General features: G+C 58.6%; 9 protein-coding genes. All 9 read right to left on the bottom strand.

Annotated elements, in window-relative coordinates; genetic code table 11:
* Positions 1–102 precede the first annotated feature (102 nt).
* Positions 103–2,589 (bottom strand): translation initiation factor IF-2, encoded by a 2,487-nt coding sequence (gene infB / locus ACFWW2_RS24445; RefSeq protein WP_393932848.1) that lies wholly within the window; start codon positions 2,587–2,589, stop codon positions 103–105.
* The gene (locus tag ACFWW2_RS24440) at positions 2,586–3,218 is read right to left on the bottom strand and encodes an RNA-binding protein (RefSeq protein WP_393932846.1); all 633 of its coding nucleotides are present in this window, start codon (positions 3,216–3,218) and stop codon (positions 2,586–2,588) included. The genes infB and ACFWW2_RS24440 overlap by 4 nt, the downstream gene beginning before the upstream one ends.
* A gap of 25 nt (positions 3,219–3,243) precedes the next feature.
* Entirely contained in the window at positions 3,244–4,854 is a 1,611-nt protein-coding gene (gene nusA, locus ACFWW2_RS24435; RefSeq protein ID WP_393932844.1) for a transcription termination factor NusA, read from the bottom strand.
* Positions 4,854–5,432 (bottom strand): ribosome maturation factor RimP, encoded by a 579-nt coding sequence (gene rimP, locus ACFWW2_RS24430; RefSeq protein WP_393932842.1) that lies wholly within the window; start codon positions 5,430–5,432, stop codon positions 4,854–4,856. The genes nusA and rimP overlap by 1 nt, the downstream gene beginning before the upstream one ends.
* Before the next feature lie 267 nt (positions 5,433–5,699).
* Positions 5,700–6,314 carry a hypothetical protein gene (locus ACFWW2_RS24425; RefSeq protein WP_393932840.1) on the bottom strand — a complete coding sequence of 205 codons (615 nt, stop codon included), beginning with the start codon at positions 6,312–6,314 and terminating at the stop codon, positions 5,700–5,702.
* A gap of 632 nt (positions 6,315–6,946) precedes the next feature.
* Positions 6,947–8,488 (bottom strand): ABC transporter substrate-binding protein, encoded by a 1,542-nt coding sequence (locus ACFWW2_RS24420; protein WP_393932838.1) that lies wholly within the window; start codon positions 8,486–8,488, stop codon positions 6,947–6,949.
* A 53-nt stretch (positions 8,489–8,541) separates the two neighbouring features.
* Positions 8,542–10,194, bottom strand: coding sequence for an ABC transporter ATP-binding protein (locus ACFWW2_RS24415; protein ID WP_393932836.1), 1,653 nt, complete (start codon positions 10,192–10,194; stop codon positions 8,542–8,544).
* Positions 10,191–11,387 carry an ABC transporter permease gene (locus ACFWW2_RS24410; protein WP_393933154.1) on the bottom strand — a complete coding sequence of 399 codons (1,197 nt, stop codon included), beginning with the start codon at positions 11,385–11,387 and terminating at the stop codon, positions 10,191–10,193. Before ACFWW2_RS24410 ends, ACFWW2_RS24415 begins: the two co-directional genes overlap by 4 nt.
* On the bottom strand, positions 11,387–12,379 hold the full coding sequence (locus ACFWW2_RS24405; protein WP_393932834.1) for an ABC transporter permease: 993 nt from the start codon (positions 12,377–12,379) through the stop codon (positions 11,387–11,389). Before ACFWW2_RS24405 ends, ACFWW2_RS24410 begins: the two co-directional genes overlap by 1 nt.
* Positions 12,380–12,408: the final 29 nt, after the last annotated feature.

Raw genomic sequence — 12,408 nt, 5'->3', positions numbered from 1 at the left:
ACGCATGACGATGGATATCCATATGTATTTCGCGTCTTTCAATCACAAACGAAAAGGGCGGCCCTGCAGGACCGCCCCTTTTTCAATGTCTGTTTGACCGGATCAAAGGTTACGTTCGACCTCTTCCCGCTCGAAGATTTCGATCACGTCATCGGGCCGGATATCTTCGTAGTTTTCGAAGGCCATGCCGCATTCCTGACCGGACTGGACCTCTGGCACTTCGTCCTTGAAGCGTTTCAGGGTTTTCAGCGTGCCTTCGTGGATCACGACGTTATCGCGCAGTAGACGCACACCGGCAGAGCGGCGCGCCACACCTTCGGTGACGATACAGCCGGCGACCTTGCCCACGTTGGAGACCTTGAAGACCTCTTTGATGGAGGCGTAGCCGATGAACTTTTCCTTGATCTCAGCCGAGAGCAGGCCGGAGGCCGCTTTTTTCACGTCGTCCACTAGGTCGTAGATCACCGAATAGTACCGGATTTCGACGCCCTTCTGGTTGGCCGTGTTCCGTGCTGTCGCGTTCGCACGCACGTTGAAGCCAAAGACAGGCGCACCCGATGCTTCGGCCAGGCCGATATCGGTTTCGGTGATGGCGCCCACGCCGGAATGCAGGACGCGCACGCGCACCTCTTCGTTGCCGATTTTTTCCATCGCCTGCACGATTGCTTCGGCAGAACCCTGCACGTCGGCCTTGACCACGATGGGCAGTTCGCTGACGTTTTCGTTTTCCTTGGCGTTGGCCATCAGCTGTTCAAGCGTGGTTGCCGCACCGGCAGCCGCACGTTTTTCCTTGGCCGCTTTTTCACGATATTCGGCGATTTCACGCGCCTGCGCATCGGTTTCGACCACGTTAAGAACGTCGCCTGCTTCTGGCGTGCCATTCAGACCAAGCACTTCGACCGGAACGGCAGGGCCTGCTTCCTGAACCCGCTCACCCTTGTCGTTGATCAGCGCGCGGACCTTGCCGTACTGTTCGCCGACAACGAAGATGTCACCCTGATGCAGCGTGCCGTTCTGGATCAGAACGGTCGCCACGGGCCCGCGACCCACGTCAAGCTGCGCCTCGATCACGGCACCTTCGGCGGCGCGGTCTGGGTTGGCTTTCAATTCAAGGATTTCGGCCTGCAGCGCGATGGCTTCGAGCAGATTGTCGAGGCCCTGACCGGTGATTGCCGAAACTTCGACGTCCTGCACTTCGCCGGACATCTTTTCGACGATGACCTCGTGCTGGAGCAGATCGGTACGCACCTTGTCGGGGTTCGCAGATGGCTTGTCGATCTTGTTGATCGCCACGATCATCGGCACGTTGGCGGCCTTGGCGTGGTTGATCGCCTCGATCGTCTGGGGCATCACGGCGTCATCAGCAGCGACCACAAGTACGACGATATCTGTCACTTGTGCCCCGCGCGAACGCATGGATGTAAACGCGGCGTGGCCGGGTGTGTCGAGGAATGACAGCACCGCACCGCTATCGGTTGTCACCTGATAGGCACCGATATGCTGGGTGATCCCGCCAGCCTCGCCCGCGACAACCTTGGCGTTGCGGATCGCGTCAAGCAGCGATGTCTTGCCGTGGTCGACATGGCCCATGATCGTGATGATCGGTGGGCGTGATTTGAGGTCTTCGGGTTTGTCTTCGACGGCTTGAATGACGTCTTCGACGTCGGCGTCAGAGACGCGCACGACCTTGTGCCCGAATTCTTCGATGATCAGTTCGGCGGTGTCCGCGTCGATCGTCTGGTTCTGGGTCGCCATGATCCCGTTATTCATAAGGGCCTTGACCACATCAGCCACACGTTCGGTCATCCGGTTGGCCAGTTCCGAGACGGTAATCGCCTCTGGCAGGGCCACATCGCGGAAGATCTTTTCACGCTCGACAGATCCGCCCATCGCCTTGGCGCGGGCACGGTCCTGCTTGCGTTTCATTGCGGCCATGGATCGCTGGCGTCCGCCTTCGCGACCGGTCAGCGCATCGTTCAGTGTCAGCTTGCCGGACCGGCGGCCATCGTCGCCACCGCGACCCGGCTTGGACTTGCCACCCTTGTCGCGGTCGTCGCTGCCACGGTCCGTCTTGCGCGGCGCGGCTGTTGGACGCGAGACCGCAGTCTCGCCCGGCACGGAAGCAGCGGCGGGTGGGGCATCGGCGACGGCTTTAGCCTTTGCGGCCTCTTCACGCTTGCGTTCTTCTTCGTCAGCCTTGGCTTTGGCACGTTCTTCACGTGCCTTGTCTTCGGCTTCCTTGGCCTCAATCTCAGCACGGCGTGCCTCGCGTTCGGCGGCGCGTTCCTTTTCCTCGGCTTCGCGTTTGGCTGTTTCTTCAGCCTCGCGTGCCTTGGCGTTGGCAAGCGCCTTCATCCGGCGTTCGAGTTCGACATCCGAAATGCCTGCCGGACGTTTCGACGGATCACCGCCAATCGGACCTGTGGGTTTTGCTGTCGGCTTGGCCGCACCGGGCTTGGGCACCACAACGCGCTTGCGCTTGGTTTCCACCACCACATTCTTGGTCCGCCCATGGCTAAAGCTTTGCTTCACGTTGCTTGGACGCGAACCACCCAGGCCGAGTGTCTTTTTACCGTCGTTATCGCTCATCTAGCTTCTTTATCCTTCCCGGCGGCCGTATCACCACCGTTCACTTCGCGCAGACCACGTAGCTTTGTGGCTTCCTCTACAACACGATTGCTGAGTCCACCAGTGGCAAGCGCGCCATGTATCACAGTTTGCCGCCCAAATGCCAAACCCAATTCGGTTGACGTGAGGCACCCGAAATAGCGGGCCCCTTCGGGCGTCCATAATTTCGTTTTCCCGCGTTCGGACCCGTCAGAGGCCTGAACAAGAACGCGGACCCGTTCACCACCGGCAAGCCAGCCCTTTACCTTTTCAAACCCGCAGACGGCAAGGCCGGCCTTGCGGGCCAACGCGATCAGATCCACGACCCGGCGCGCCAATTGGCGTTCCACCTCATCAACCAGACCATCGGGCACGGTGACCGCTTGCTTGGCCGATCTGGAAAACTGGCCTTTGCGGGCGTCTTCCAGCGCCTTGCGGTCGGCGGTTACATATATACCACGTCCCGGTAACTTACCCAAAATATCAGGTACAACCTGATTGTCGGGGCCCACTACAAAGCGGATCAGTCCAGCCTTTGGCTGCACCTCACCGGTGACGATGCATTTGCGTTCAGCATCGTCCCGATCCTTGTTATGGCCGCCCCGCGCCATCTGTTGCCCCACCGGAGACCTGAAATCAGGCCTCCGCCTCCTCTTCTGTCTCTTCTTCTTCGGCGTCTGCCTCAAGCTCGGCCGGGTCGACCCAGCCCAGCATGACGCGCGCGGTCATGACCATGTTCTGTGCTTCTTCAAGCGACACATCGAACGGTTCCAGCACGCCATCGTCCTTGACCCGTTCGCCATCCACCGTCGTCCAGCCGCCAGCCAGTTCCCAGTCAGCACAGGTGGCGAAGTCTTCCAGCGTTTTCACGCCATCCTTGCCCAGCGCCTCGAGCATTTGCGGTGTCAGCCCTTCAAAATTGGCAAGGCTGTCTTCGACACCCAACGCACGGGCGGCTTCCATCGCCTTTTTGGCCTGTTCTTCGAGGTAATCACGGGCACGCGCCTGCAATTCACCGGCAGTGTCTTCATCGACGCCTTCGATCACCAGAAGTTCGTCAATTTCGACATAGGCGACTTCTTCTAGATTTGTGAAGCCTTCGGACACCAGTAGTTGGGCAAAGAATTCGTCCAGATCAAGGGTATCCATGAACAATTTTGTCCGCTGCTCGAATTCAGCCTGACGCCGCTTGGATTCTTCTTCCTCGGTCATGATGTCGATGTCGAGGCCGGTGAGCTGGCTGGCCAGACGCACGTTCTGACCGCGCCGCCCGATGGCGAGCGAAAGCTGTTCCTCGGGCACGACGACTTCGATCTTGCCGGCTTCCTCGTCCAGAACGACCTTGCTGACCTCGGCAGGCTGCAATGCGTTGACCAGGAAGGTCGGCATGTCCTCATTCCATGGGATGATGTCGATCTTTTCGCCCTGCAATTCGTTCACGACGGCCTGCACGCGGGAACCGCGCATACCGACACAGGCACCGACAGGATCAATTGAGTTATCATAGCTGATGACGGCGATCTTGGCGCGAGAACCGGGGTCACGGGCGACCGCCTTGATCTCGATAATGCCTTCGTAGATTTCAGGCACTTCCATCTTAAAGAGTTCGGCCATGAATTCCGGCGCTGTGCGCGACAGGAAAATCTGCGGGCCGCGCTGTTCGCGGCGCACTTCCTTGATGTAGCAGCGGATACGGTCGTTGGGGCGGTATGCCTCGCGACCGATCTTTTCATTGCGGCGCAGGATCGCCTCGCCAGCGCCCACATCGACGATAACGTTGCCGTATTCCTCGCGCTTGACCAGCGCGTTGATGATCGTGCCGGCGCGATCCTTGAATTCTTCGTATTGCTTGTCACGCTCGGCTTCGCGGACCTTTTGCAGGATCACCTGCTTGGCCGATTGCGCCGCGATCCGGCCCAGTTCGACGGGTGGTACCTCTTCGATCAACTGTTGGCCGACCTCGGGGTCTTCCATGTATTGCTTGGCTTGTTCGACAGTGAATTCAGCCTGATAGTTTTCCAGCTCTTCATCCTCGACCACGGTGCGGACGCGGGTGAATGTCGCCTTGCCGGTCTTGCGGTCGATGGACACGCGAATGTCCATTTCGGCCCCGTAACGGGATTTCGCCGCACGGGCGAGCGATTCTTCCATCGCTTCGACCACCAGATTGGGGTCGATCATCTTTTCGCGGGCCACGGCCTCTGCTGTTTGCAGAAGCTCGAGCTGGTTGGCTGATGTGATTGCCATCAGGTGTTCTCCTCACCTTCAATTATCGTTTCGATTTCATCAAATTGGGTCTCGTCTATCTGACCCGCATCCTTGCGTCCGCGCAGTACGTCGCGGATCAGTTCATCTGTCAGGACCAGCTTGGCGTCGGACAGCCAGTCGAACTTCAGCCCGATCGTGCCTTCCTCGATCGTGATCAACACCTCGTCGCCTTCGGTGCCCGCCAGCGGCCCCTTGAACCGGCGGCGGCCGTCGATCAGTTGTTCGGTTTCGATCTTGGCTTCGAACCCTTCCCACTGGTCAAAATCCTTGAGCCGGGTCAGAGGACGGTCGATCCCGGGGCTTGAGACCTCGAGGTTGTAGACATCGACAATCGGGTCTTCCACGTCCAGCACAGCGCTGAGGGCGGTCGAGATCTGGCCGCATTCATCCACCTCGATCTGGCCATCGGGGCGCTGCACCATGATTTGCAGGATCGTTTCCTTGCCGCTCATCAGGCGGACGCGCACGACTTCGAACCCCATGTCTTCGACGACAGGGGTCACGATTTCCGCTACACGACGGTCAATCGCCGCCTTTGCAATCAGGTCATTCGTCATGGTCAAATCCGCCATTGCGGCACAAAAAAACGGGCGCGCGGCCCGTCGATATTTCCCGGTGGAGCCTTGGGGGTGGAAGCCAAAACGCCGCTATTGATGGTGATATACGCAGAGTGGACTGAGTCTGCAAGGGGCATGATTTCATGACGCCTGCGCAGGGTGTCATCGGGGATGTAGATAACATCAGGACCGGCCTCGCAAAGGGCCGGTCCTGGACCATGGACGTCAGTGGACTACGACCATGATCCTCTGGTCAGGATCGCTGCTTTAAAGCCCAAGTAAACGGTTGAGTTCGGCCAGCGCAGCGGGCGACAGATCTGACCCGCCAGTCAGAGCGGCGAGGACTTCTTGGGTTTCCGCCTGCGCGTCCAACGCATCGTCCCGTGCCGCCTGATATTCATCGGCGGCGGTTGTCACTGCGTCTTCATATCCGCCTTCGGGAAATTCTGCGGTGATTTCTTCTTCGCTGAGGCCGATGAGGCGCTGGTATTCGGCGTAGGCTTCATCCTGAACGGCAACGACATCCGCAAAGTCGCCGCGCGCCTGTTGATAGGCGTAAAGTTTGCCTGGCATGCTGTTGGGCGAGGCGTTGCGCAGCGCGTTAGGGTTGGCGTGTGCCGCGTTCAGGCTGCCAAGTTCGCGGGCGAGCGCGCCGCGTCCGTTGCCGTTACCGCGCCCGTTGCCGTTCGCATTGGCATGCTGATTTCCGCGGCTTTCAGTGCGATCCCGGCCACCATTGCCGCGCCCGTTACCATTGCCATTCCCTTTGCCGCGTTCGGCGTGAGCCTGAGTGGTCGACATGAATGTCACCGTTGCAGCGGTCGTAGAAAGAATGAGCGCAACAGCGCTGGTCTTGAGAAGCGTGTTGAGAATCGAGGTCATGTTTGTACCTTTCCCGTTAATTCGACCATTCAGGCGTATCAGCGGTGCTGTGAATGACGCATGAACTGCTTGTTATGTTGGAGTTCCGCGTCAGATCTTCATAACAGTTTGTAAAACATGGGATTTTCTGGATGGGTGTTAATGCGCGAAGATGAACAGCCGCACCGCGACCGGCGGAAATCTGCTGTCAAAGTATTGAGGCTTTTAGTTTACGCGCCCGAAACCCTGAAAACAAAACACCCCGCCGTTTGGCGGGGTGTTTGCGTAACCACTACTGATACCTCAGTCCACTCGTTCACTAAGACACAAAAGAGGAGTCGGAAACCCAGGGCTGTTTGATAGAGCTCGGTCCTGCCATCTGTGGAAGGCAGATTGTCGCCCTGACATCCAAAACATCACAATATCAGAATACTTACAGCATTCTGCGTGAACCTCTGTTGAACAATTCGTTATCTGGAGATGTTAGGTCTTGTCGGAAAATAGTAAGGAAACCATTATTTTCCAAGGGTTTAGCACGTTAAGACAAATAAATCGCCAAAATTTCATTCAAAAAATCTCGTTTGAGACCGGTAAATTGACAAACGCCCCACCGATTGGCGGGGCGTTTCGAAAAATCAGACCCTGCCAGAGGATCAGGCGATAGACCACCGTTCGGCCATGCGCCCGTTATCCATCTGCCAGAGGTTGCCCACCGTGTCCGGCGTTGCAATCCGGTTGTTCACCGCTTGCACATAGTTGGCGAACATCGGGATCAACACACCGCCTTCGTCGCGCAGGATCTGCTGCATTTCGCCGTACTGTTCGCGGCGCTTGTCGCTGTCGAGTTCGGCGCGGGCCGTCAGCAGCAATTCCTGGAACCGTGGGTGATCCCACTGGCTGTCGTTCCAAGGCACGCCAGCCTCGTAGGCGGTCGAGAACATCCAGTCTTCGGTTGCGCGACCGGACCAGTAGCAGGCGCAGAATGGTTTTTTCAGCCAGACATTGGACCAGTAGCCGTCTGACGGTTCCTGTACGACATTGATGTTGATGCCACCTGCCGCTGCAGAGGCTTGGAACAGCTGAGCCGCATCAACGGCCCCTTCAAAGGCGGCATTCGAGGCGGACAGGTCGATATTGATGCTGTCCAGCCCGGCCTGTTGCAGGTGGAATTTGGCCTTGTCGGGATCGTAGGCCAGTTGTTCCATATCACCGGCATAGTACTGGTTTGCGGGGCCGATGGGCGTGTCGTTCCCGACCTGACCATGGCCCAGCAGGATCTTGTCGACCATTTCCTGCCGGTTGATGCCGTATTTCAGGGCCTGGCGCACATTCACATCGTCAAACGGCGCCGTCTTGGTCAGCATCGGGAAGCTGTAATGCTGGTTGCCGGTCACTTCCTGAATGCGCAGGGCGGGGTTCGCCCGCAGCAAGGCCTCGGTTTTGAAGTCGATCCGGTTGATCGCGTCGACCTGCCCGGTCATCAGCGCATTCATCCGGGCGGTGTTGTCGTTGATGGCGATATATTCGATCTCATCAAAGAAGCCGGCGCTGTCGCCCTTGTAGTGGTCGGCGTAGCGGGTAGCGACCATGCGCACACCGGGATCGAATGCCTGGACCTGATAGAGGCCTGTGCCGATCCCTTTGGCGATGCCTTCCTCGATCTGTCCGGCGGGGAAAATCAGGATGTGATAGTCCGACATCAGATAAGGGAAATCCGCGTTGCCGGCAGCCAAGGTGAACTGGACTTGATGATCGGTGATCTTCGTCATCTCGGTGATGGCTTCGACGATTGGCTTGGCCGCTGATTTGGATTCTTCACCGAGGTGCATCTGGAGTGATTCAATCACGTCATCCGCACCGAAGGGCTTGCCATTGTGGAAAGTCACGCCCTGGCGCAGGTTGAATGTCCAGGTTTTGGCGTCGGCGGATGCCTCCCAGCTTTCGGCCAATTCGCCCTTGAGCGATCCATCAGCGGCAATTTCGGTCAGACTGTCGAACACGGTACCTTGTGCAGACGCAATCATGAAAAGATCGGAATGGGTCCGGCCATCCCAACTGTCTGTCGTGTTTGCACCGCTGAGGCCCGCAGTCAATTTCCCGCCACGGGTCTGCGCGCGCAGCGGCATGCCCGAAAGGCTTAGAACACCGGCGGCGGCCCCTGTCTTGAGCAGCCCGCGTCTACTAATTCCATTCATGATTGTTCTCCCTGGTTCGTTTTATCCGCACCCGTCAGGGCACCTGATTCGCATTACATCTTATCAACTGCGGCATCGCCGATGTTATCAACTCCGCGTTCCGCCAGCAGATTGGTCAGCCAGTCGGGGTCCATTTCAGGAACCGACGACAGCAAAAGGTCGGTATAGGCGTGGTGAGGCGGTTTGAACATGTCATCCTTTGGCCCCTGTTCGACCACGCGGCCATCCTTCATCACCACCACCTCATCCGAAATCGCTTTCACGGTGGCAAGGTCATGGGTGATGAACATATAGGTCAGCGACAGGTCATCCTGCAATTTGGCGAGGAGTCGCAGGATACCTTCGGCGACCAGTTGGTCCAAGGCCGATGTGACCTCATCACAGATGATGAATTTCGGTTCCGCCGCCAGTGCCCGAGCGATGCCGATCCGCTGTTTCTGCCCGCCCGAAAGTTCGGACGGTAGCCGGTTGTAGTATTCTGTCGGTTCCAGTTCGATCTGTTCCAGCAGCGCATCGACCCGTTTACGTTTTGCGCCGCCCGTTAGGCCCAGATAGAACTGCACGGGCCGCGCGATGATCTGGCCGATGGACATGCGTGGGTTCAGGGCCGTATCGGCCATTTGGTAAATCATCTGGACCTGACGCAGCTGATCCTTGGACCGTTTGCGATAATCAGGTGGCAGCACCTCGCCATCGAGCAGGATCTGCCCTGCCGTCGGCGGCAACAGCCCTGTAATACAGCGGGCGGTGGTCGATTTGCCCGATCCGCTTTCGCCGACCACGGCCACGGTTCGGCCTGCATGCATGTCGAAACTGACGTCGTACAGTACGGGAACCTTGCCATAGGCCGCATCCACATTCTGCACGCTCACCACCGGGGTTGATCCGGTGATGACGTCGGGTTTACGTGGCCGTTCAAAGCTGCGCACGGCCCAGAGCGATTTGGTGTAGTCCTGCGTCGGGGCGGCCAGCATGGTGCGGGTGTCGGCGGTTTCGACCTCATCCCCTTTCAGCAGTACCTTGATGCGGTCGGCCATCTGGGCCACGACCGCCAGATCATGGGTGATGTAAATCGCCGCCGTATTGAACTGTTCGACAATATCCCGGATCGAGGCGAGAACCTCGATCTGCGTGGTCACGTCGAGCGCGGTTGTCGGTTCGTCAAAGATAATCAGATCGGGGCGGCAGGACATGGCCATTGCCGTCATCGCCCGCTGCAATTGCCCGCCGGAGACCTGATGCGGATAGCGGAAACCGATCTCCTCCGGGTTAGGCAGGCGCAGCTTGCGGTAAAGCTCGATTCCGTCCGTCTCACTTTCGCCCCGACCCATGACGCCGTGCTGCACGGGCCCTTCCACATGCTGATCCATCAACTTGTGGGCCGGGTTGAAGCTGGCGGCGGCGGATTGCGCCACATAGGCGATGCGTTTGCCCAGCAGTTCCCGCTTGGTTGCCGCTGATGCGGTCAACAGGTCGATCCCGTCAAATTCTACGGTGCCTTCGCTGATCCGCACGCCGTCGCGGGTATAGCCCATGGCGGCCAGCCCAAGGGTGGATTTGCCAGCCCCGGATTCACCGATCAGGCCCAGCACCTCGCCCCGAGCAAGGGTCAGGTCAACCCCATTGATGATCGGGTTCCAAGTTTCATCGCTACGGCCTTCAAGCTTGACGCCGCGCATTTTGACGAGGGGGGTTTCGTCGCTCATTCTTTTAGGCCCGATGATTTGTGCAGCATCCAGTCGACGACAAAGTTGACCGCAACGGTTAGCAAAGCGATCGCCCCGGCAGCGAGCAGTGGTGCGGTGGCGGCCATCGGCGCGAATTGCGCGTAGTTTACGAAACCGCCCAGATCGCGCACCATGGTGCCCCAGTCAGCCAGTGGTGGCTGAATGCCGACGCCAAGGAAGGACAGCGCCGCGATGGTCAGGAAGACAAAGCAGAAGCGCAGCCCGAATTCGGCCAGCAGGGGGGCCGTGGCGTTGGGCAGAATTTCCTTGAAGACGAGGTAACCCAGACCTTCGCCCCGCAGCTTGGCCGCCTCGATATAGTCCATCACCACGATATTCTGCCCGACCGCCCGTGCCAGCCGGTAGACACGCGTGCTGTCGATAACGGCGATGATCAGGACCATGAAGACCGTGAGTGGTATGCCCAGTTCGGGCGCCCAGACGCTGGCGATGGTCATCAGGAGCAGCGCAAAGATCAGCGATGGGATGGCCATAAGAACGTCGACAAAGCGCGACAGGACTTGATCAAGCCAACCGCCCAATGTGGCCGCCAGAAACCCGAATGTGCCGCCCAGCAGGAAGGCCAGCAGTGTCGTGGCAAAGGCGATGCCAACGGTGTTCTGGGCCCCATAGATCAGGCGGCTGAGGATATCGCGCCCGATCTGGTCGGTGCCAAGCGGGAAATCGGGGCTGCCGCCCAGCGCAGGATCACCGCCGGGGGTGATGTTCGCAGCAACGCCCGGGATGATCTGTTCCTGTCCATAGGGGGCGATGGCGGGCGCAAAAATCGCCAGGATGGCGTAGATCAGGATCGTCAGGATGCCGAAAGAGGCGGTCAGCGGCATGGAGCGGAACATCTTCTTGGTCCAAGCGGTGCCGACCGACCGGCCAAGGATGCGGAAGAGCCATGCGGCGATGGCGAAGATAATGAAACCTTCGATTGCGATGCGAAGGAAAAAGAACTTGTTGGCGACCAGCGGATCCGCGCTGCGCCCCTGCAGATAGGCCCAGCCCAACCACAGCAGGACAACAGCACCAAGAACATAGCCATAGGCAACGCCAAAAGGCATATCGCGGAATTTCGGCGCATTGCCAGTCGCGGCCTGCCCGGCAAAGCGGAAGCCCCAGGCCACTGCCCCCATGCCGACCAAAGTGGCTAGGATCCAGATAATCATTTCGGATGCCTCAAACGCGGATTGGACAGGATCGACAGAATGTCAGCCGTCAGGTTCAAAAGGATATAGGCCGCGGCGAAGATCAGGCAGCAGGCCTGAACGACCGGGATATCGCGGATTTTCACGCTATCGACGAAGAGCTGGCCAATGCCCGGGTAGACGAACACCACTTCGACCACCACAACACCGGTGATCAGATAGGCAAGGTTCAGCGCAATCACGTTGATAATCGGCGCCAGCGCGTTGGGCAGGGCGTGCTTTACAATCACCCGCATCGGCGACAGGCCCTTGAGCCGCGCCATTTCAATGTAGGGTGAGGCTAACAGGTTGATGATGGCCGCGCGGGTCATCCGCATCATGTGGGCGGTGACCACCAGGGTCAGGGTTAATGCCGGCAGCATCGACTTTTCTAGTCGTTCACTGAAGGCCATCCCCTCAAAGATATTCGAAAGCGATGGGAAAATCGGGTTCAAGACTGCAAGAAACAGGATCAGGATATACGCGAGGAAGAACTCTGGGCTGGAAATCGACGACAGCGTGAAGATGTTGGTTGCGCGGTCAAAGACAGTATTGCGATACAGCGCTGCCAAAATACCAAGGATGATCGAAAACGGCACCGCAATGGCCGCCGTCACCATGGCCAGAAACATCGTGTTGGCAAAGCGGGGCGCGATCTGGGCGGCGACGGTTGTTGCGCCCGAGTCGGTGCCGGTAAAGCTTGCGAAATTCGCCTGTGCAAAGCTGGTGCCGAGATCGCCGCGCAGCACGCCACCCAGCCAGTCGAAATACCGCGTGATCGGCGGCTGATCGAGCCCCAGGTCACGCCGGATTGACGCCACCGCATCAGGCGTGGCCCCCTGGCCAAGGATATTCTGTGCGAAATCGCCAGGCAGCAGATTTACCGCCGTAAAAATCACAACCGAGACAATGAGCAAGGTCAGCACACCCAATAGCAGGCGTTGCAGGATAATCGTCAGGACATTGCCCAAAAGCTTTTGTTCCCCGTTAGTCTTGATGA

Origin of the sequence: Yoonia sp. R2-816, assembly GCF_046762905.1 — a bacterium.
Lineage (GTDB): Bacteria > Pseudomonadota > Alphaproteobacteria > Rhodobacterales > Rhodobacteraceae > Yoonia.
The sequence above is the reverse complement of the archived record's forward strand: the minus strand, read 5'-3'. Positions and strand labels throughout refer to the sequence as shown.

Coding starts and splice junctions, on each gene's coding strand:
- infB (WP_393932848.1), bottom strand. CDS start 2,589: ATGAGCGATAACGACGGTAAAAAGACACTCGGCCTGGGTGGTTCGCGT.
- ACFWW2_RS24440 (WP_393932846.1), bottom strand. CDS start 3,218: ATGGCGCGGGGCGGCCATAACAAGGATCGGGACGATGCTGAACGCAAA.
- nusA (WP_393932844.1), bottom strand. CDS start 4,854: ATGGCAATCACATCAGCCAACCAGCTCGAGCTTCTGCAAACAGCAGAG.
- rimP (WP_393932842.1), bottom strand. CDS start 5,432: ATGACGAATGACCTGATTGCAAAGGCGGCGATTGACCGTCGTGTAGCG.
- ACFWW2_RS24425 (WP_393932840.1), bottom strand. CDS start 6,314: ATGACCTCGATTCTCAACACGCTTCTCAAGACCAGCGCTGTTGCGCTC.
- ACFWW2_RS24420 (WP_393932838.1), bottom strand. CDS start 8,488: ATGAATGGAATTAGTAGACGCGGGCTGCTCAAGACAGGGGCCGCCGCC.
- ACFWW2_RS24415 (WP_393932836.1), bottom strand. CDS start 10,194: ATGAGCGACGAAACCCCCCTCGTCAAAATGCGCGGCGTCAAGCTTGAA.